The 19,017-nt window shown below is 34.1% G+C and carries 23 protein-coding genes; 6 read left to right on the forward strand and 17 right to left on the reverse strand.

Annotated features, from left to right (window positions below):
- Nucleotides 1-20: 20 nt before the first annotated feature.
- The 4 genes from V7M80_RS12420 to V7M80_RS12435 form a co-directional block, all read right to left on the reverse strand.
- Nucleotides 21-923 carry a restriction endonuclease gene (locus V7M80_RS12420; protein WP_333696590.1) on the reverse strand — a complete coding sequence of 301 codons (903 nt, stop codon included), beginning with the start codon at nt 921-923 and terminating at the stop codon, nt 21-23.
- A 201-nt stretch (nt 924-1,124) separates the two neighbouring features.
- Entirely contained in the window at nt 1,125-2,297 is a 1,173-nt protein-coding gene (locus V7M80_RS12425) for a PepSY-associated TM helix domain-containing protein (RefSeq protein ID WP_333696593.1), read from the reverse strand.
- A gap of 59 nt (nt 2,298-2,356) precedes the next feature.
- The gene (locus V7M80_RS12430) at nt 2,357-4,726 is read right to left on the reverse strand and encodes a TonB-dependent receptor (protein ID WP_333696595.1); all 2,370 of its coding nucleotides are present in this window, start codon (nt 4,724-4,726) and stop codon (nt 2,357-2,359) included.
- 293 nt (nt 4,727-5,019) lie between these two features.
- A complete protein-coding gene (locus tag V7M80_RS12435) occupies nt 5,020-5,487 on the reverse strand; it encodes a DUF6265 family protein (RefSeq protein WP_333696597.1) in 468 nt (155 codons plus the stop codon).
- Nucleotides 5,488-5,594: 107 nt separating this feature from the next.
- On the opposite strand from V7M80_RS12435, the gene prfA reads away from it, so the two are divergent.
- Entirely contained in the window at nt 5,595-6,668 is a 1,074-nt protein-coding gene (gene prfA, locus V7M80_RS12440) for a peptide chain release factor 1 (protein WP_333696599.1), read from the forward strand.
- A gap of 52 nt (nt 6,669-6,720) precedes the next feature.
- Here prfA and V7M80_RS12445 read toward each other — a convergent pair whose 3' ends face one another.
- The 11 genes from V7M80_RS12445 to V7M80_RS12495 form a co-directional block, all read right to left on the reverse strand.
- Complete coding sequence (locus V7M80_RS12445) at nt 6,721-7,383, reverse strand: hypothetical protein (protein ID WP_333696601.1); 663 nt, start codon at nt 7,381-7,383, stop codon at nt 6,721-6,723.
- A gap of 20 nt (nt 7,384-7,403) precedes the next feature.
- Nucleotides 7,404-7,748: a hypothetical protein gene (locus V7M80_RS12450; protein ID WP_333696603.1), complete on the reverse strand. Its 345-nt coding sequence runs from the start codon at nt 7,746-7,748 to the stop codon at nt 7,404-7,406.
- Between the two features lie 6 nt (nt 7,749-7,754).
- A complete protein-coding gene (locus V7M80_RS12455; protein WP_333696605.1) occupies nt 7,755-8,141 on the reverse strand; it encodes a hypothetical protein in 387 nt (128 codons plus the stop codon).
- 26 nt (nt 8,142-8,167) lie between these two features.
- Nucleotides 8,168-8,401: a YtxH domain-containing protein gene (locus V7M80_RS12460; protein ID WP_333696607.1), complete on the reverse strand. Its 234-nt coding sequence runs from the start codon at nt 8,399-8,401 to the stop codon at nt 8,168-8,170.
- A gap of 19 nt (nt 8,402-8,420) precedes the next feature.
- On the reverse strand, nt 8,421-8,573 hold the full coding sequence (locus V7M80_RS12465) for a lmo0937 family membrane protein (protein WP_333696608.1): 153 nt from the start codon (nt 8,571-8,573) through the stop codon (nt 8,421-8,423).
- 23 nt (nt 8,574-8,596) lie between these two features.
- Entirely contained in the window at nt 8,597-9,241 is a 645-nt protein-coding gene (locus V7M80_RS12470) for a porin family protein (RefSeq protein ID WP_333696610.1), read from the reverse strand.
- Nucleotides 9,242-9,259: 18 nt separating this feature from the next.
- Nucleotides 9,260-9,778, reverse strand: coding sequence for a hypothetical protein (locus V7M80_RS12475; protein ID WP_333696612.1), 519 nt, complete (start codon nt 9,776-9,778; stop codon nt 9,260-9,262).
- Between the two features lie 161 nt (nt 9,779-9,939).
- Nucleotides 9,940-11,709, reverse strand: coding sequence for a sensor histidine kinase (locus V7M80_RS12480; protein ID WP_333696613.1), 1,770 nt, complete (start codon nt 11,707-11,709; stop codon nt 9,940-9,942).
- A 2-nt stretch (nt 11,710-11,711) separates the two neighbouring features.
- A complete protein-coding gene (locus V7M80_RS12485; protein WP_333696614.1) occupies nt 11,712-12,158 on the reverse strand; it encodes a response regulator in 447 nt (148 codons plus the stop codon).
- Nucleotides 12,159-12,167: 9 nt separating this feature from the next.
- On the reverse strand, nt 12,168-12,725 hold the full coding sequence (locus tag V7M80_RS12490) for a helix-turn-helix domain-containing protein (protein WP_333696616.1): 558 nt from the start codon (nt 12,723-12,725) through the stop codon (nt 12,168-12,170).
- Nucleotides 12,726-12,825: 100 nt separating this feature from the next.
- Nucleotides 12,826-13,206 (reverse strand): hypothetical protein, encoded by a 381-nt coding sequence (locus tag V7M80_RS12495; RefSeq protein ID WP_333696618.1) that lies wholly within the window; start codon nt 13,204-13,206, stop codon nt 12,826-12,828.
- A gap of 224 nt (nt 13,207-13,430) precedes the next feature.
- On the opposite strand from V7M80_RS12495, the gene pyrF reads away from it, so the two are divergent.
- The 4 genes from pyrF to V7M80_RS12515 all read left to right on the forward strand — a co-directional run bounded on the left by pyrF (nt 13,431) and on the right by V7M80_RS12515 (nt 16,763).
- Complete coding sequence (gene pyrF / locus V7M80_RS12500; protein ID WP_333696619.1) at nt 13,431-14,249, forward strand: orotidine-5'-phosphate decarboxylase; 819 nt, start codon at nt 13,431-13,433, stop codon at nt 14,247-14,249.
- Between the two features lie 84 nt (nt 14,250-14,333).
- Nucleotides 14,334-15,140 (forward strand): DUF2490 domain-containing protein, encoded by an 807-nt coding sequence (locus V7M80_RS12505; protein ID WP_333696620.1) that lies wholly within the window; start codon nt 14,334-14,336, stop codon nt 15,138-15,140.
- A gap of 10 nt (nt 15,141-15,150) precedes the next feature.
- Nucleotides 15,151-15,975, forward strand: a complete 825-nt coding sequence (locus V7M80_RS12510) for an MORN repeat-containing protein (protein ID WP_333696621.1) — start codon at nt 15,151-15,153, stop codon at nt 15,973-15,975.
- The gene (locus tag V7M80_RS12515; RefSeq protein WP_333696622.1) at nt 15,972-16,763 is read left to right on the forward strand and encodes an ABC transporter substrate-binding protein; all 792 of its coding nucleotides are present in this window, start codon (nt 15,972-15,974) and stop codon (nt 16,761-16,763) included. Before V7M80_RS12510 ends, V7M80_RS12515 begins: the two co-directional genes overlap by 4 nt.
- On the opposite strand, the gene V7M80_RS12520 is transcribed toward V7M80_RS12515, so the two are convergent.
- On the reverse strand, nt 16,758-16,916 hold the full coding sequence (locus V7M80_RS12520; protein ID WP_333696623.1) for a hypothetical protein: 159 nt from the start codon (nt 16,914-16,916) through the stop codon (nt 16,758-16,760). The two genes, V7M80_RS12515 and V7M80_RS12520, sit on opposite strands and share 6 nt — an antisense overlap.
- A 115-nt stretch (nt 16,917-17,031) precedes the next feature.
- Here V7M80_RS12520 and V7M80_RS12525 point away from each other — a divergent pair, with 115 nt between their 5' ends.
- On the forward strand, nt 17,032-17,823 hold the full coding sequence (locus V7M80_RS12525) for an alpha/beta fold hydrolase (protein WP_333696624.1): 792 nt from the start codon (nt 17,032-17,034) through the stop codon (nt 17,821-17,823).
- Nucleotides 17,824-18,021: 198 nt separating this feature from the next.
- On the opposite strand, the gene V7M80_RS12530 is transcribed toward V7M80_RS12525, so the two are convergent.
- Nucleotides 18,022-18,735 (reverse strand): DUF4197 domain-containing protein, encoded by a 714-nt coding sequence (locus tag V7M80_RS12530; protein ID WP_333696625.1) that lies wholly within the window; start codon nt 18,733-18,735, stop codon nt 18,022-18,024.
- Between the last annotated feature and the right edge of the window lie 282 nt (nt 18,736-19,017).

A 19,017-nucleotide genomic window follows, 5' to 3' on the forward strand; every position in this document is an offset into this window, starting at 1 on the left:
ACAGTTGTTAGCAGTAGTTTTTATAAACCGTATTCCCTTAAAGTTTTAACTCTTTCTTTTTCTTCTGGTGTCATCTCTCTAACAACTTTTTGAGAAATTGCTATAATGAAATCTTTTTCTTTTTTAAAAGCACTTTCTTCATATGTATTTCTTCCTGAGGAGATTAAGTTTATCGTTGCTAAAACCCATTGTACATATTTTGTTGGTATAGCTATGTCGCCAATGTCTTGCCAATTACTATACTGACCAGCAGGTAAGTTTCTGCTTCTAAAATCATCGCATTGTCCTTTACATACACAAAAAGTATCAAGAATATGTTCTGAATGATTGTTCATAGTGTAAATTTGAATGTAATTAGCATGATATTCATTTTTATACATTTCCTGAAGAATATCAATACCACAAGTTTTGCAATTTAAAGGAATATAATTATCAGTTATTAGATGAAGTGGCTTTATTTTTATATAGCTTTTTGGAAAATACCGCATAAGAAGATCAGAGTATCCAATTCTTAGTAGATAGTTTTCAATAAGTTTATGATCAAGAATTCTGTAATCTTTTATCTTCTGATTTTCTTTGAGTTGAGTTAACCTTGTATTTAAACCCGATGATGAAATGGTAGAATAAACACCCATAAAACCATCACAATTAAAAACCTCTAATCTTTCAAGTATGTTCGGTTCATCTATTTCTTTAACAGAACTATTTCTACTACGATTTGCAAAATGTTTACAACTCACCAACCATCTAAATCTATAATTTCCAAGATTGCCTTTCAGTTGTTCTGATATTATTATATCTTTTTTTCCATCTGGACCTCTATCAACAGTCGTCTCGATATAATATCCTAGCTGTTGCAAAAAATCCCTTGCAAACAATTCCCATTCTTCACCATTTTGGTCGATTTCCTTAAAATCTATCATGTTCTTAAAAAATTACTGCTAACTTGTTTATATGTCTTACAAAATCATACTTATCTACCCTAAATAGGGTATATGTGTTTAATAAATTCAATTTTCATCCTCCCAAATATAAATAATACTTTTAACATTAGAATAAAAAAACCACCAATTCACCAATCAAAAATCAGCGAATCAGTGGCTTACTAACTTTGTTTAATCTATTTATTTTTTATTTCGTCTTCCCCACCAAATTAAAAATCCGGTAACGGGTAAAGAGGCACAAACGAGACTGATAATCAGTGCTAAAATCTTGCTCCAAATACCAAAAATAGCTCCAATATGAATGTCGTAATTGGCGGCAATGGCTTTTTCGCCTAAGTTTTTGTCTTGGTGCGAATGCTGGTGCAATAATTCTCCTGAATTTTCATCAAAAATCAAACTGTGATTCACATGATAGGAGTAGGAGAGTTGCTTGACAAACACATCATAATTGGGATGTTCGTGGTCGTCTAAATGGTCGTAACCCAAATCTAAACTGTATTGAAAGGCATCGGGATATAAGGCTTCCACTTGTTGTGCAATTTTATCTAGGGTGTGCTCGTTTCGCATTTCAATAGGAGCTTGGGTTTGAATATGGGAAAAATCAGGATAGGTAGTGCTTCCGCCCGAAAAGACAACGTATAAAATCACTTGAATGAAATAAAACGCATAAAACAATCCGGTAAAGGCCACCACAAAAGCTAACGAAGAAACATAAAACCCTAAAATATTGTGCAAATCATAGTTTTTGCGTTTCCAACTTTTTACGTTTTCCCAACGGAAAGCGAAACGTTGTTTGCGGGCTTTTCTGTTTTTGGGCCACCATAAAATAATTCCCGAAATGAGCATGAACAGAAAAATCAACGTTGGAATGCCGCACACATATGTTCCCCATTCGGTATTTAGCATAAAACTGAAATGAAAGGATTTGATGATGTTGAAAAAATCGACGGTTTCATCGTAAACCCCAAGAATTTCTCCCGTAAACGGATTTACATACACTGATTTGTAAACCACATATTCTTCATAAAAGTTCCAGCCTTCCGGATTGCGTTCGTAGTAATAAAAAATGTAGCTTCGGCTTTTGTCAATCGGAATCGTTACCCAATGAATCGGGTATTTTTCATTCGTAAATGCATCCACTTTTTGCTCTAAAACTTTTAGCGAAAGCGGTTTTTTATCAGCGATGTTTTCTTCATAATGATAAATAGCATCTTTTCTGATGGAATGGGTAATTTCTTCCTGAAACACATAAATGGCTCCGGTAATCGAGATAAGAAATACAATCAAACCTGTTGACAATCCTAGCCAAAGATGCAGTTTTCGAATGCCTTTTTTGAAGGGAGAGTTTTTCATAGTGAAATGCTAAAACTCCCCATCGGCGTGAGGAGTTTATTTTAAACGATTAGTGTAAATTAAAATTTATACGTTATTCCGGCGTTGATGCTTCGCAAACGTTGAGGTGTAACCGTTGACCAACCCGAATAATATTTTTCATTCAATAGATTATTTAATTTTAGGGAAACCGTAAACTTTGGACTGTCATAAGACAAAGCCGAGTTTAATACCGTGTATGAGGGCAAAGCAAACGTTCCGGTATTGGCTCTGTTTAAGGTTTTGTATTCGCTGGCGTAGTTACCGCCAAAACCAATTCCGAATCCTTTGAATGAACCTTCAGTAAACAAATAGTTGGCCCAGAAGTTAACCAAGGTTTCCGGACCGGCCTCTTCGGGACGTAATCCTAAATAGCCTTCACCCGGAGTTTCTTTGGTAACTTCGGCATTATTATGACTCAAACCGGTGATAATGTTTAACCCTTTAACCGGATTGGCAACAATACTGATTTCAACTCCTTTGCTCACTACTTCACCTCCTTGGATGGAATTGTTGATGTTGTTTGGGTCGGTTATCACTCGGTCTTTTACCTGAATGTTGTAATAGCTTATCGAAGCCGAAATGACATCTTTATACAAACTGGTTTTTAACCCAAATTCATATTGATTGGCTTGCTCGGGGTCAAATTCTTTGGTTCTCGGATTGCTTCCGTCTAAATCGGCTACGGTAACCGGAGCTACGTTTTGAAAACCGTTCATATAATTACCAAAAACGGAAACTTTGTTTTCAATCAATTGATACACGGCACCCAGTTTTGGTGAAACCGCTACTTGACCTTTGGTTTCTTCGGCATCGTATTGCGATGTTTTTCCGTCAAAATAATCCAAACGCAAACTTGCCATTACCGATAACTTATCCGTAATATTCAAAACATCTGAAACATACGCACTCATCACTTCTTGATTAGCTTCGGTATTTCCGGCAAAACTTTGGGTTAATAGGGCGTTTGTTCCGGCTTGCGTTAGTATTCCGGTATCGGTTCCGTTTACCAATGAAACCGTACCATTGGCCACCCAACCCGATCCGCCATTGAGTAATCGGGAATTGTAATAATCCAATCCGGCAACCAATCGGTTTCTCATTTTTCCGATTTTGAAATCGCCAATGAAATTTTGTTGAATGTCGGTAGTGTAAAAGGTTCCGTCTGCTTTGGAGATGAAACGCGTGAATTCGTCACCATTGGCAGAATCCCACAAGTACTGGTAATATCCGTTGGTTTTGGTGCTGCTTTTGGATAAAACCGTTTGCGAAGTCCAATTTTCTGAAAGCTTATACAAAGCTTGCATTTGCATGTTAAACGAACTATTGGTCATGGTTAAGTCGTTGGACGTGAATGATCTTTTATAGTTTTGGTCAAACAAGTTCATGTTGTCAAAAGAAAGCGGAGCAAATCGACTTAAGAAAATCATACTTTGTCTGGCTGAGGTGTTTTTGTAAAACTCGGTATTTACCAAGAAAGTTAGTTTGTCATTTACTTGGTATTTTAAAGAAGGAGCAATGAAAAAAGCATTGGAAAATCCGGCATCTTGAAACGATTCTTCGGTGGTGTAAGCTGTATTAACACGTAATGCCGCTTTATCACTCAAAGGCATATTGAGGTCAGCCGTCACACGATTGCTACCGTAGGTTCCGCTGATGTAACTGATTTCCCCACCAAATCGTTCGTAGGGTTTTTTGGTTATTACGTTGATTAAACCACCATACGAAATAACGCTACTGCCAAATAAGGTTCCCGAAGGCCCTTTGATAACTTCAATATTATCAACATTAATGGGGTCAATCGTTGTGTTGGTTAAAGATGGCAAACCGTTGGTCATCGTGGGTTGAACGGCAAAACCACGCATAGAATAGTATTCGGCTCCATCACCATTTCTTCCGGTAGATTCCCAAAGGCGAGTCACTCCGGTAGCATTTTTAAGGGCATCGTTAAAATTGGTTACCACTTGTTCTTTCAAAAGTTCGGCCGGAATGGCGTTGTAAACCTGTGGATTCTCAATGTCTTTTAAAGGCATTTTAGAAACCACAGTACTTTCTTCTCTACGGTATTTGTTTACTTTTCCGTTGAGCACAATTTCTTCTAGCGATTGGTTTTTTTCTTGAAGGATGATGTTGCCCAAATGCATCATTTGGTTTAAGTTAACAGTAATTTCTTGGGTTGTATAGCCCAAATGAGAGAACTGTAACGTATAAGTTCCATTTGCCAGATTTGTAATAACAAAAGAACCATCGGTATTGGATTTACTTCCTTTTGAAGTACCCAAAATACTAATATTTACATTTTCCAAGGGTTGATTTTGATTGTTTTGGATGGTTCCGGTTAGGGTTCCGTTTTGTGCTTGAAGGTTTAAAGCACTAAGCATGATTGTGAATAGAAAGAAAATAGATTTCATTATATCTTATTTAGATTAATTAAAAATAATAATGCAAAAATAAAGGTTAGATTGAAAATCGCAAAGTTTATTTAGATTAATTTTAAATAAAAAAGTTGAAATGAAAATAATATATTGAGAATCAGTTGCTTTTTTTGAAAATAAATTGCAATTATTTGGGATAGATTTGACTCTGAGAATAAATAGGTATTGAAGATTTTGGAATGTTTTTCAGATAGATTGTTTTATCTAAAAGTTTGTTAGCTGCTGTATCACGGATTCTTTTTTTAGCGAATCAACAGTTTAACTTAAGTTTAATTCACCTTTTTAAACGGAAACCCTTCACTCTTATCATTGCCACTAATTTCGGCATACAAACTGTCTTTGTTGACTAATTTATACGTAATTTTTTTTGGAAAATCGTGCTCCGGATTTTCAAAAACCAAATAGTCTGAAGTGGAGGAAGTGAGTTTAAAGGCTACCGGTTTTTCATCATTTTGATTGGGAACAGATACGATATAAAATAAATCATTCTTTTGTTGTTCCAATCGAACAGTTTCGGCAAACAACGTGTCTTTTCCGTTAATGAAATAACTGGTACCAACTAAAACCGAATCGTTTTCAGTTTTCCATTCTTCTGAAAAAATACCGTCTGGCGTGTTGTTTTCCCATCGACCCAGAAACCAACTTGCTTTTTCTAATTCTGCGTAAGTTGCTGATTTTTGTTCACAAGAAAAACAACAAATTGCGAGTAGAAACAGGACGTAAATTTTATTTTTCATAACCAAAGATTTCGTTAAACAATACTACAACAAAACATTGAAATGAGAAACTTGAAACTTGAAACAAAAAATCGTACTTTTGCACTCCAAAATAGAGTACTACAACTATGTTAGACAGATTACAATATGTAAAACAACGTTTTGACGAGATTTCCGATTTGATTATTCAACCAGATGTGATTGCCGATCAGAAGCGTTATGTGCAATTGAACCAAGAATATAAAACCTTAAAAGGGTTGGTGGACAAACGTGAAGAATACATCCGTTTGACTCAAAATATAGCAGAAGCCAACGAAATTATTGCCGATGGTTCAGATGCCGAAATGGTAGAAATGGCCAAAATGGAATTGGATGATGCCAAACAACGTCTTCCGGAACTGGAAGAAGAAATCAAGTTCATGCTCATCCCGAAAGATCCGGAGGATGCTAAAAACGTAATGGTGGAAGTTCGTGCCGGAACCGGTGGTGATGAAGCCTCTATTTTTGCCGGAGATTTATACAGAATGTACACCAAATATTGTGAAAGCAAAGGTTGGAGAACTTCTGTGGTAGATATGAACGAAGGAACAGCCGGAGGTTTCAAAGAAATTATTTTTGAAGTAACCGGAGAAGATGTGTACGGAACCTTAAAATTTGAGGCCGGTGTGCATCGTGTGCAACGAGTTCCACAAACAGAAACTCAAGGACGAGTGCATACATCAGCTGCAACGGTAATGGTTTTACCGGAAGCAGAAGAATTTGATGTGCAAATTGATATGAACGATGTGCGAATTGATTATTTCTGTTCGTCAGGTCCCGGTGGTCAGTCGGTAAACACGACGAAGTCGGCTGTTCGTATGACGCACATTCCAACCGGATTGGTAGCTCAATGTCAGGACGAAAAATCGCAACATAAAAACAAAGATAAAGCGTTAACGGTTTTACGTTCGCGTTTGTATGAATTGGAATTGGCCAAAAAACAAGCGGAAGATGCAACCAAGCGTACTTCGCAAGTGAGTAGTGGTGACCGTTCGGCAAAAATCCGTACCTATAATTATGCTCAAGGTCGAATCACTGATCACCGTATTGGATTGAGTATTTTTGACTTAGACGGATTTATGAACGGAAATATCCAAAAAATGATTGACGAGTTGCAATTGGTAGCGAATACCGAAAAACTCAAAGAATCGGAAGTATTTTAAATAAAAAAACGGAGCTTATTAAGACTCCGTTTTTTTGTATGCTTTATTTAAATTACAACTTAGCATTTGCATTTTCGTTCGATTTGGCTGTGGCTCGATGTATTTTAAAAAAGGTAGCAAATCGTACTTTTAAACCGGCAATTTTCAAATTGTCAGCCGAAGTAAGCCCTTCTTTTTCAACTGTATTTTTGCGTGTATCCAAGGCTTCATACAACATCTTAATTTCGTCCCATTCCTCTCGAGTGTAGTTTTCTTTATTTTCGGAAGCGGTATTAACAAAGGATTCATAGGTATCTAAAATATTGTCTTTATTAACCCAACTAAAGTTTCTGTCATCATCTATTGACCTTCCTTTAAAAAGTGAGGCTCGAAGAGCCGATTTTGCTTTCTGGGCTTCCATTTTTTGAATATCGGCGTAGAGTTTAATTTTAAACGCCTCATATTTGTCAGAGCTGGCTTTAAATTTTTGACTAAGCTCTAATTTATTGTCTAAAGTTCCAAGAGCAATTTCGGCATCTATTTTTTTGGTCAAAACTTCTTCTTCTATATCACTCCAGTTTTCAGTTAAAGCTAGGGTTGATACTTGGGCAAGAGAGTCAACATAGGTTGTAAATTCGTTTATTACACGTTCGGCTTGAATTTTTTCATCCTCTGCACAAGAGGTAAATACGAATGCCATACTGGCCATAAGGATAAAGGCTTTTACATTTTTCATGATTTTATGTTTTTTGGATTTTATTTTTCATCTTGATTTTGCGAATTGAATTTTGATAAAAATCCGGTAACCCAAAATTGAATCAGGTTGCCAAGTGTTTTTTTTAATGGATTTTCAGAGTTTCCTATCACCATTTTTTTTGAAATAAAACCACCCAAAAAAGATAACGTCGTATGTATGAGATTCTCTCTAAGATTTACGGATTTAAACAATCCGTTCAAACCTTCCTGAACCAAATACGATGGTGTCAATTGATTTTGAACCTCATTAAACTGTTCTTTTAACTCGATAAGTTCTTGTTTGTGTTGCAACGTTAATTGAGCAATTCTCTGATCTAATATTTCGGTTTGGTTTCTCCTTTTCATCTGTTTTTAGTTTGAAAGAGGTGTCGTTTCTTTGGATAACAAAGGGCCCTTTTGTTTCAATAATTTTCCTACCACAATATTGTCTATGGGGTTTTTTATTAGTGATTTTCTAAAAAGAAAAACGATGATAGCCAATAAAAGGTAAAAACCGGAAACCCAAAAAAATCCCAAAGCAAAATTCTCAAAGGCATAGCCAATCAAGAGAGCTATGCCAATATTTACAAAAAGGGTAAATACAGCCAAAATCAAGGTTAATGTCACTACAACGGCCAATGAAGAAATTACATCAGACGATTTGTCAATGGCATTCAACTTCATAAGTTCAAAACGGGTTCGTGAATACTGTTCTGCTTTGTCGTACAATTTACCTATGTTTTGGGCTATACTTTCCATCTCTTTTTTAATTTATTTTTTATTAATTACTTTCCTTTTTCGACTGTTTCTTCAGCTTTTGAAGTAAGAATTTGATATTGTTCTTCAACGGAAGACAAAAAGGAATCAAAACTATCTTTGACATTGTTTTTTAAATCGCTACTTTTTTTGGCAATTTTTTTACGTGTTTTGCTTCCTTTATCCGGGGCAAATAATACACCTAATACAGCTCCTGCGGCCAAACCGCCTAATACTCCTAATACTACATTTTTCGATTCCATAATTTCTAATTTTAAGGGTTTATATTTTTTTTCCTTTAATGATTCTCAATAAAACGGCAATAACTGCAATAACTAATAAGATATGTACAAGTGATCCAAAACTGTATACATAGAATCCAAGAGCCCACAGCAGAATTAAAATTACCGCAATTGTATATAATAAATTTGACACAAGATTTTAATTAAATTTTGTATCTAAAATTTGAAAGCTGCATAGATACTTAAGTTACTGTTTTTACCATCCGGAAAAGTGTATGAGGTACCCAAAAAGGTACGTTCTTTACCTACAGTTGTTAAACCATAGTTGTAACGGGCTCCAATACCAAAAGTATCAAAGTCAAAACCTATCCCTGCCGAAAGACCAAAGTCAAATTTGTTGAAATCATCGTTATTGAGGTTTTCTTCAAAATCAAAGTTGCCACTGCTGGATTCATTGGTTACTTGGGCATCTACCAAATAGGCAAAGTAAGGGCCGGCATGTACATTGAAGTTTTCGGTTAGATTAAGTTTTAATAAAACCGGTACCTCTATGTAATTCAATTTAAATTTTCCGGTACCTTGAGCAAAGGCATTGTCGTAGACCAATTCGGCTCCTTTTCTGGAAAACAAAAATTCCGGTTGGATAGAGATAGATTGGGTGAGCGGCATATTTATGAAAATACCGGCATTAAAACTGGTTAACACATTGTTATCATCTACATCATCTGTATATAGATTTGAAAAGTTCAATCCTCCTTTGATACCAAAACTAGCACCGGTAGTTGATGGATTTTCATTGTTTTGTGCCTTTGAAGTAAAGAAAGATGTACAAAGTACGAGGGCTAAAATTAATTTTCTCATGGTTTAAAATTTAAAAGGTTATTGTATTGAATCTTGATATATGAGGGTGTGTAATTGTTTTAATTCTGAGATGTTTCTTTCCATTTCGTTGATTTTACTATTCAAATAGTTTTGTAACTGCAGGTTCGAATTTAGCTCGGTCAGTATTTGAAGTTCATTTTTTTGCGTTTTCAGAAAGGTTATATAAGTTTCAATATTTACAGACTTCATTTTGTTTAAAATTTTTTGTTTTTTGAATACCGTATCTGTTAGTACAATTAAATTTTGCTGGGCAAGTGACTTTAAGAGGGTATCAATTTTTTGATTTTTCTTTTTCTGCCTTTGAATTGTATTAACCCATAATGTATCTGGGTTCTGGTTTATAAACTCATTAGCAATTACCGCAGTTTTAAGGCTTATATTGTTTGCTTTGTTTAGGTGATTCACATCAATGTGAGTCTCATTGGAATAAACTTTTTTTTCATTTTTACAGGCTGTAAAGAACAGCACAACTACTGCGGTAAGTGTAATGAATTGTATATGTAAAAGTTTTGTCATTTTTCATTGCTTTTAACATTACAAAGTTGCAACCCATCGCAACAAATTGTGTTACATGATATTTTTAAATTGTTACAAAATTCCCATTAGTTCAAAGTTGAAATGGATTTAAAATAAAAAATCCCATTGAAAATGGGATGGTTAGTTTGGTGTCATGGTTGCTATTCTATTGGAAAGTAAATCAGTATTTGTGCTCCCTGATTGGGTTTCCCTTCGGCCGCAATAAAACCTTTGTGATTTTTTACAATTTTTTTGCAAATGGCCAATCCTACTCCAGTGCCCGGATAGCTGTCTTTGTCATGAAGACGATTGAATAAAAGGAATATTTTTTCTGAATCTTCCGGGTTAAATCCGATACCATTGTCAGAAAAAACAATTTTGTGATAGGATCTATTCGAATTTTCATCTATGTGCGAATCTTCAAAGGCCTTTACTTTTTTATAAGTAATTTTAATTTCCGGGGGAACAGTTGTTTTTTTGTATTTAATAGAGTTGCTTATCAAATTGATAAACAATTGTCTGAGTTGAAATTCTATACCGTGTAGGGTAGGAAGTTTTGTGAAATTTACAATGGCGTTATTTTCATCTATTAATTGAGACAACTCTTGTAGGGTTCCGGAAGCTACCTCATTTAAGTTGACTTTTTCAAATTGAGCATCTGTTTTATTGGTTCTGGAATATTGGAGTAAATCGTCTATCAAGACTCGCATGCGAGTGGCAGAAACCACTATACGCTCCAAGTACTCTTTACCGGTTTCTGATAAATTGTTTTTTTCTTTATCGTTAATGCGGGAAATAAAAGTTTGAATTTTCCGAAGCGGTTCCTGCAAGTCATGACTCGCAGCATAATTAAATTCGGTCAATTCTTTGTTGTTTCTCTCCAGTTCGGCATTTTTTTCTCTAAGCGTTTGTTTTTTTAGAATATCATCTGTAACATCTTGTGTGGTACCAATGATTATTTTTTCATTAAATCTATTGATGAAAAGTTTTCCAACACTTCGCAAGTGTCTTAATTCTCCGTCTTTGCGAATGATACGATAATTTATGGTAGGTAAATTTTCAAGGGTTAGTATATCACGGATTGAGTTAGATACCCAATTTACATCATCCGGGTGAATGTAGTCTAAAAAACTATCGTGAGTGGCTTCAAATTGTTGGGGTTCCAATCCAAAAAGTCTATATTGATTATCAGAAAATTGGGTTTCATTTCGTTCTAAATTCCAAATCCAACTGCTGTAATTCCCTAAAATTTCGGCTTGTTTTATAGACTCTTGAGAAACTTTTAATCTGGAGTTGGAACGTTGAATTCTATTAAAATCGCCACTCATTTTAAAATAAGCCAAAATTATAAGAACCAAGGTTATTAAGGTTACTAATAATCCGTAAAGTGGGGTATAGGAAACATTGTCTTGGAAGGTAAATTCTCTTTTTTTCAAGACTTTATTTTCGAGTAAAATCATCTCATCAACTTTACTGCGAATCTCATCCATAACCTTTTTTCCATTGGATTCGTAATATCTTTTATAAGCTTCCTTATTTTCATAATTTTTATTAAAGTAGGTATACCGTAGCACAATGAGGTGGTACAGTTCCTTTAACTTTTGTTGTTGTGTTAAATTATCTTTTGTTAAGTCTTTGAGTTTAAAAAAGGCTTTATTCACTTTTTCTCGAGAATTACTGTAGGTGTCAAGGAAGATGGTATCTCCATACAGCATGTATCCCCGGTAGCCGGTTTCGGCATCTTTGATGTAAGATATAATTCGTTCCAATTCAAGTTGAACTTCATAGGAATGAATCACCAGAGCTCTGGAATGATTGAGGTTTATATTGTGTTTGTAAGATACAGCTGCGGTAAATAAAATTACTGCCATTGCAATAACAAAGGCAATTCGAAGTAATAAAAACGACTTATGTAGCGTATTAATCTTCATTTTTACATTCTCATGAGAAAGTTTTCTTTATTTAAACCCGAGGTATGATATTGCCAATTCAAGGTTACAACTTCATTTAATATTTTCTTTAGAGTTTCAAAATCACTTGGTTTTTTGATGTATATATTGGCTCCATTTACAAATGTATTTTCTATATCTTCTTCAGATGAAGAAGTAGAATAAATTGCAACGGCTATGTCATTAAATTTTTCGTGTTTTTTTATTTCAAGCAAACATTCAAAGCCATTTTTTTTAGGCATGTTTAAGTCTAAAAATAAAATATGGGGTAAGATAGTGTTAGGGTTATGAAGGTAATCCATCAATTCACAACCATCACAGTACACACTCACTATGGTATTTACTTTTAGCTCTTCAAAAGCATCTTTAAAAAACAATCTATCGTCGGCATCATCATCAGCAAGTGCAATTATAAGGTGTTCTTTTTGCATATTTTTGGATTATGGGTTTAAAGCTTTTTCTCTGCGTTTGGTAATAATACGTTGAAAAGCAGATGGGGTTATACCGGTACAGTTTTTAAATTGGGTACTCAAATGTGCTACACTGGAATAGTTGAGTTGAAATGCGATTTCTGTTAAAGTCAGTTGGTTGTTCAAAATCAACTGTTTGGCTAACTCAATTTTTTGAATAATGATGTAATTTTCAATAGAGGTATGGGTCAATTCCGAAAATAAATTGGATAAATAACCGTAGCTGTGATTTAATTTTTCGGTCAAATAAACCGAACTTTTTACGTTCAAAGGTTCCGGACTATGAATCATTTCCAAAAGGGTATCTTTGATTTTTTGAACCAAAATACTTTTCTGATTTTCAATTACCTCAATGCCATATTCTTTCATAAGAAGTGTTATCTCTTCTAACTTTTCTTGAGGAATAGATTCTAAAAACTCTATTTCACCAAAGCCTACTACATTAAATTTATAACCAAAATCAGTTAGTTTTTCTTCCAATACTTTCTTGGTTAGTAAGGGAATGTCAAATTTTAAAAATGCCTTCATAAAAGGAAATTAGAGGGAAGTAAATTTAGGAAAAGTAAATGGATTTTAACCTAAAAAAAGACCTCTTCGTTTTAAATTCAAAGAGATCTTATTTTGGGTTTTATTTACTCAATTCTAGAATTTGGATTTCGTTTGAGCCATCTGTCGATTTCCATTTTTGTGATTTTCTTTTGTTTTCAATCAAAATCCATGTTTTTGATATGGGAGAATTTTCACTACTTATCGTAATGTATGATTTATCAGAGTTCCATCGAAATGGTACATAATCAAAAGATTCTACACCCAATACGGAGTAATTTAATTTTTTTTCACCCGTATTATTTTTATTGAAAGTAATGGTACCAATGTTTTTTAAAGATAGGTTTTGTTGACCGGTTTTTTGGGTTTCATATCGATCTACATTCCAAGTTCCTACTATACGTTCGGCACACGAAGTAAAGAAGATAAGAAATAAAGTGAGTAAGGGTATAAGCTTTTTCATAATAAATTAGTTTAAGATTACCAATGGAGGAAGCAGAAAATAATACCTTAATATACTAATATAGTTCAAGTAAAAATGGGTTAACCTCTGCAATCCTTTTAACTTTTACAAAGTTGCTTTTAATTTGTTTCCGAAGTGTTACATAATTTTTAGAGTTTGTTACATAATTCTGTGGAAACTAGTTTTCATCTTTGTAAATTTGCCAAACAACTAATTTTTCTGTTTTGACAACAACACAACTCATTGCACAAATTCATCAAAAAAAATCATTTTTATGTATTGGCTTAGATGTCGATTTGACCAAAATTCCGCAACATCTTTTAGCAAAAGAAGATCCGATTTTTGAATTCAATAAAGCCATAATCGATGCTACACACGATTTGTGTGTTTCCTATAAACCTAATACCGCATTTTATGAAGCGTATGGGTTAAAAGGTTGGCAGTCACTTCAAAAAACGATTCAATACATCAACAAATATTATCCTGAAATTTTTACTATCGCCGATGCGAAGCGAGGCGATATTGGCAACACATCGACCATGTATGCCAAAGCTTTTTTGGAAGATTTGAAATTTGATTCGGTTACGGTTGCTCCTTATATGGGAAAAGATTCCGTGGAACCGTTTTTGGCTTTTGAAAATAAACATACCATCTTATTGGCTTTAACTTCCAACGAAGGAGCGTTCGATTTTCAAACGAAACTTTCTGATGGAAAAGAAATCTATAAAAACGTTTTAGAAACTTCCAAAACGTGGAAAAACAGTCAAAATTTGATGTATGTAGTGGGAGCAACCAAAGCCGAATATTTCACTGAAATCCGAAAAATTGTGCCTGATAGTTTTCTTCTAGTTCCCGGCGTAGGAGCACAAGGCGGAAGTTTGCAAGAAGTGTGTAAATACGGAATGAACGCCAATGTTGGCCTATTAATCAATTCATCACGTGGCATTATTTATGCTTCCAATGCAACTGATTTTGCTCAAAAAGCAAGAGAAGAAGCTTTGAAGTTGCAAAACGAAATGGAAGAGATTTTGAACAAATGTTAAAAATTAGGAGGAAATTAACGCCTTTAATTTTTTAAATTTTACTGATAAACCTATTTTTGTTTTTTAGGTTTAAATAGTGCAGCTTTGAAAATTAGATTTTTTTACCTTCTACTTCCTCTTTTGCCCATTCTCATGTTCGGTCAAGAAAGTAAAATAGTATATCCTCACTCGGTATTTTGGCACAAAACAGAGATTAATGAATTTTTTAATGAAAATTGGGGAGTTGGAGCCGATTTTGTTTACAGAAGTAAAAATGAGCTAAATTCTGGAAGTATGTTTGATAGTCATCTCAGAACCAGTTTTCGACCATGGATGAATTATCAGTTTACAAAAAATGCACGTTTATCCATTTCTCCTATTGGCTATATGTATACCAATGAATATGTTGGTAAACCGGAAGATTTTTCTAGATTACCCTATCACGAACTAAGAACAACATTTCAGTTCTTTCATCATTACAAACACGATAATGGAGAGTGGATGCATACTTGGAGGTATCGCTACGAGTTGCGTTGGCAAGAGCAACCGCAAACCGATGATTATCGTTTCTTTACACGTTTTCGTTTTCGATATCGAATTCGATACATGATTAATACTAACGATTTTTACGAAAACCATACGCTTTATGCTGCCGTTTCAAATGAAATGGGTTTAAATATTGGTAAAAATGTCGTTTACAATACTTTCAATCAAAACCGGTTGTATGTTGGATTGGGATACCGTTTTTTGGATGTAGCTCGGGTTGAGCTTCGATATGTTGACCGATTTAGAACTCGAGGTGCTACAGGAATTGAGTTTGATCATGGAAGAGGCTTAATGGTTGGTTTGTATATTGATCAGTTAAGTGGACTTTGGAAATCGAATGATCAACCGGTAAGATTTTCAGATTAATTCGCAAATCATGACAAAAGTAAATTTTATTAAATATTCAGTATTCGCTCTTTTAATTGGCGGTATCTTTTTGAGTTTACTTTTTTATTCTAAAGTAAATGATCTCGAATATGAGGTAGATTACTTGAAGAAGAGTCAAGTTCAAAAGTCAGATTCTCTTTTGGTTTTCAAGAATTATTTTCTGGGGACTTCCTTTTTAATGAAAGGTTCAGAACAGGAAGCACTTAATTATATTAATCAAATTCCGGAATCAGATTCTTTATTAAAAAACACCTATTTTCATTTTTCAAAATGGGTAAAACAAAATTCGCAAAAGGAAAGTTCAGATATATTCCAAAGTATAAATCGTACACCAAAAGAAATTCAAAGTGAAACCCTAGTAGCCTATGATACCCAAATTATACAAAAGTTAGCAAGAACTCAGAATGATTTGGAATTGGCCAAATTTAAGTTGAACGAACTTCAAATGGCTAATGGAATTCTTGAATTGACGAGTTCCAAAGGGAAAAAGTTTCAATACATAGGACAAACCAAAAATGGGGTTGCAGAGGGTTTTGGAGTAGGTATTTTTGAAACCGGTAGTGTTTATAAAGGCTTTTGGAAAAACAATCTCAGACACGGTAAAGGAACATTTATTTGGAAAGATAACGAACAATACGAAGGTGAGTTTAACGATGATAAACGAGAGGGATATGGGGTTTACAAATGGAAAAATGGCGAAGTGTATGAAGGTTTTTGGAAAAATGACAAACGAAATGGAGAAGGTAAGCTGTTTTCTAAAAGCAAAAAAGTAAAAAAAGAAGGGATTTGGGCAGATGATATTTTATTGAAATGATTATTCAAGATCAAATAGGTATTTTGCATTCTTTTGAAAATTCTCCCAAAAGAATAGTCTCACTCGTCCCCTCACAAACCGAATTGTTATACGATTTAGGCTTAGAAGACGAAATCGTAGGCATTACCAAATTTTGTGTTCACCCCAAACATTTGAGAGCTACCAAACAAATTGTTGGCGGAACCAAGCAAGTGAAATTTGACAAAATAAAAGACCTTCAACCCGATATCATCATTGCCAATAAAGAAGAAAACACCAAAGAAATTGTTGAAGAATTGATTGAAATTTGTCCGGTTTGGGTGACCAATATTGTTACCATTGAAGATAATTTGCAAATGATTACCGATTTTGGAAAGCTTTTTAACAAACGCATAGAAGCTCAAAAATGGAAAGATAAAATCTCATTTGCATATCACGATTTTCAGCAATTTATCCAAGACAAACCTATTCGAAAAGTAGCCTATTTTATTTGGGCTAATCCGTACATGGTTGCGGGAAGAGATACCTTTATCAATGAAATGCTTACTTTGAATCGATTTCAAAATATATACGAGGAAAAAGGACGTTATCCTGAAATTGAATTGCAAAAAATGCGACAAGAAGGCGACCCGGAAATTGTTTTTTTATCGTCAGAACCGTTTCCTTTTAAAGATGAACATGCCTTCGAAATCGGACGTCATTCGCATCATGCCAAAACCTTATTTGTAGATGGTGAACTATTTTCTTGGTATGGAAGTAGAATTCTGAAAGCTTTTGACTATTTTAAGGCTATGCAACAAAGATTATAATTGGGCTTCTTCCAAAACCAAAGTTTCTTTTTGGGGAATAGCATTTACTTTTTCAGATTTTTCAGTTGGTGATTGTTTTTTCTTTTTTACAAAAGTTGAGAACTCCTCTTTTAAAAAAACCAAGTCTTTATTTTCTTTAAATACGCCTTTCATTGGGGGTAAAATTTGTTTTGGCAAAGATACATTATTAAAAGATTAAATTTTCATTAAGATTTGTTAAGATTGCTTTTGTGGATAAAAATACTATTTTTGTTCAAAATCTGAATCTTTGATTGCACATACGATTTACCGAAACGAAAATAGTGCTGAGTGGGTTACCTTCGTGCATGGTGCCGGCGGAAGTTCATCTATTTGGTTTAAACAAATTAGGGAATTCCAAAAGCATTTTAATGTTTTATTGCTAGATTTAAGAGGTCATGGTGATTCAAAACCTAATTTAAAAAAAGGATTCAATCAAAAATATACGTTCCAATCCATTGCACAAGATGTTTACGAAGTAATCGAGCATTTAAAAATCGAAGCGTCTCATTTTGTAGGTATTTCTTTAGGTACCATTGTGATCAGACAATTGGCCGAAATGTATCCCACTAGAGTAAAATCAATGATTATGGGTGGAGCCATTCTAAAAATGAATTTTCGTTCGCAAATTTTAATGCGTTTGGGGAATGTTTTTAAATACGTTTTACCTTATTTGGTATTGTATCGCTTTTTTGCTTTTGTGATTATGCCTAAAAAAAATCACAAACAATCGCGTTTACTCTTTATTAACGAAGCCAAAAAATTGTACCAAAAAGAATTTATCAAATGGTTTAAATTAACGGCAGAAATTAATCCGGTACTTCGATGGTTTAGACAAGTTGAAGTGAATATTCCAACTCTTTATATCATGGGTGAAGAGGATTATATGTTTTTACCTTCAGTTAAAAAAGTGGTAGAAAATCATGTCAAAACAGCTCAACTTTATGTTGTTCAAAATTGTGGACATGTTGTAAATGTTGAGCAACCGGTCATTTTTAACCAAACGGTCATTGGCTATTTAAAGTCGCAAAAATTAGCATAATCTTAATTTTATTAAATAAAAAAACTCCGACAATTGCCGGAGTGATTTTCTTTTAACTAACTCTAACCAAACAAAACTCTTATTTGTATGATGCAAATATCCGAAGAATTACGGACACTTTATGTTAAGCATTTGTTATATATATGTTATTGATTATTAAAAAATTAGGCGTCTCATATTTCAACCTTAAACTTGAAACTACTTTTTGTTATCCTGCATTGCAAAAACGCGTTTTAACAAATCCGAACTTCTGGCATTCAAATTCGTTCTAATTTCTTTTTCCTCCACAGCAATCATTTTAAAAACACCTTCCATCGCTTTGTTTGTAGTATAATCGGTTAAATCGGGATTTACTTTTTTTACTAAAGGAATAGCATTATATCTTGTAATGATTTCAGACCAAACTTTATCTGCTCCTACTTTGGCAAACGAATTTTTAATAACGGGATTAAATTTGACATACAATGCATTTGAAGTGGTGTTTTGTAAATAGAAAGTTGCCGCCGATTGATTGCCCATCAAAATATTTTTGGCATCGTTAAATGTCATTTGTTTCACGGCATCCACAAATATCGGAGTGGCTTCTTTCACGGCATCTTCGGCAGCCCGGTTCAGCACTTTCAAACCCTCATCTGCCAAACTCGATAAACCCATAGCCCGCAGTCTGGAATCTACTATTTTCAACTCATCCGGAAGTAAAATTTTTACGGCTTCATTCTTAAAAAATCCATCCGTTTTGGTCAGTTTCGAAACTTGCTTGTCAATTCCATTATTTAACGCTTCTTTCAATCCGTTGGCAATGTCAGCATTGCCAAGCACACCACTCGTTTGAGGAAGTTGAGCCGCAATTTGTTGCATTTCCGCACAACTAAAAAAAGTAAAGGCACATAAAAGTAAAATTGTTTTTTTCATTGTAGATAAAATTTATAGTTCAAAAATAAGCAATTACCATGCCTTTTTAAAGTTGGGGTTGTTAAGTTTCAAGTTTCAGGTTTCAAGTTGATGCGTTCATTTTTTCTTAAAAGACTTATTGCAGAGCAATCTTTTCTTTGCTTTCCGTTTTTTCTGTGAGAAAAAAAACATCCAACCATTTCTTTTTCGCACCAAAATCCTACTTAAAACCTGAAACTTGAAACCTAAAACAAAAATCATTAACTTGAAACTTGAAACCTGAAACAAAAAAAACATAATATT

The organism is Flavobacterium sp. (assembly GCF_036759525.1).
In the GTDB taxonomy this organism is placed as follows: domain Bacteria; phylum Bacteroidota; class Bacteroidia; order Flavobacteriales; family Flavobacteriaceae; genus Flavobacterium.

What these genes read in the sequence shown, in the direction of transcription:
- V7M80_RS12420 (WP_333696590.1), bottom strand. Translation starts at nt 923, where the DNA reads ATGATAGATTTTAAGGAAATCGACCAAAATGGTGAAGAATGGGAATTG.
- V7M80_RS12425 (WP_333696593.1), bottom strand. Translation starts at nt 2,297, where the DNA reads ATGAAAAACTCTCCCTTCAAAAAAGGCATTCGAAAACTGCATCTTTGG.
- V7M80_RS12430 (WP_333696595.1), bottom strand. Translation starts at nt 4,726, where the DNA reads ATGAAATCTATTTTCTTTCTATTCACAATCATGCTTAGTGCTTTAAAC.
- V7M80_RS12435 (WP_333696597.1), bottom strand. Translation starts at nt 5,487, where the DNA reads ATGAAAAATAAAATTTACGTCCTGTTTCTACTCGCAATTTGTTGTTTT.
- prfA (WP_333696599.1), top strand. Translation starts at nt 5,595, where the DNA reads ATGTTAGACAGATTACAATATGTAAAACAACGTTTTGACGAGATTTCC.
- V7M80_RS12445 (WP_333696601.1), bottom strand. Translation starts at nt 7,383, where the DNA reads ATGAAAAATGTAAAAGCCTTTATCCTTATGGCCAGTATGGCATTCGTA.
- V7M80_RS12450 (WP_333696603.1), bottom strand. Translation starts at nt 7,748, where the DNA reads ATGAAAAGGAGAAACCAAACCGAAATATTAGATCAGAGAATTGCTCAA.
- V7M80_RS12455 (WP_333696605.1), bottom strand. Translation starts at nt 8,141, where the DNA reads ATGGAAAGTATAGCCCAAAACATAGGTAAATTGTACGACAAAGCAGAA.
- V7M80_RS12460 (WP_333696607.1), bottom strand. Translation starts at nt 8,401, where the DNA reads ATGGAATCGAAAAATGTAGTATTAGGAGTATTAGGCGGTTTGGCCGCA.
- V7M80_RS12470 (WP_333696610.1), bottom strand. Translation starts at nt 9,241, where the DNA reads ATGAGAAAATTAATTTTAGCCCTCGTACTTTGTACATCTTTCTTTACT.
- V7M80_RS12475 (WP_333696612.1), bottom strand. Translation starts at nt 9,778, where the DNA reads ATGACAAAACTTTTACATATACAATTCATTACACTTACCGCAGTAGTT.
- V7M80_RS12480 (WP_333696613.1), bottom strand. Translation starts at nt 11,709, where the DNA reads ATGAAGATTAATACGCTACATAAGTCGTTTTTATTACTTCGAATTGCC.
- V7M80_RS12485 (WP_333696614.1), bottom strand. Translation starts at nt 12,158, where the DNA reads ATGCAAAAAGAACACCTTATAATTGCACTTGCTGATGATGATGCCGAC.
- V7M80_RS12490 (WP_333696616.1), bottom strand. Translation starts at nt 12,725, where the DNA reads ATGAAGGCATTTTTAAAATTTGACATTCCCTTACTAACCAAGAAAGTA.
- V7M80_RS12495 (WP_333696618.1), bottom strand. Translation starts at nt 13,206, where the DNA reads ATGAAAAAGCTTATACCCTTACTCACTTTATTTCTTATCTTCTTTACT.
- V7M80_RS12510 (WP_333696621.1), top strand. Translation starts at nt 15,151, where the DNA reads ATGACAAAAGTAAATTTTATTAAATATTCAGTATTCGCTCTTTTAATT.
- V7M80_RS12515 (WP_333696622.1), top strand. Translation starts at nt 15,972, where the DNA reads ATGATTATTCAAGATCAAATAGGTATTTTGCATTCTTTTGAAAATTCT.
- V7M80_RS12520 (WP_333696623.1), bottom strand. Translation starts at nt 16,916, where the DNA reads ATGAAAGGCGTATTTAAAGAAAATAAAGACTTGGTTTTTTTAAAAGAG.
- V7M80_RS12530 (WP_333696625.1), bottom strand. Translation starts at nt 18,735, where the DNA reads ATGAAAAAAACAATTTTACTTTTATGTGCCTTTACTTTTTTTAGTTGT.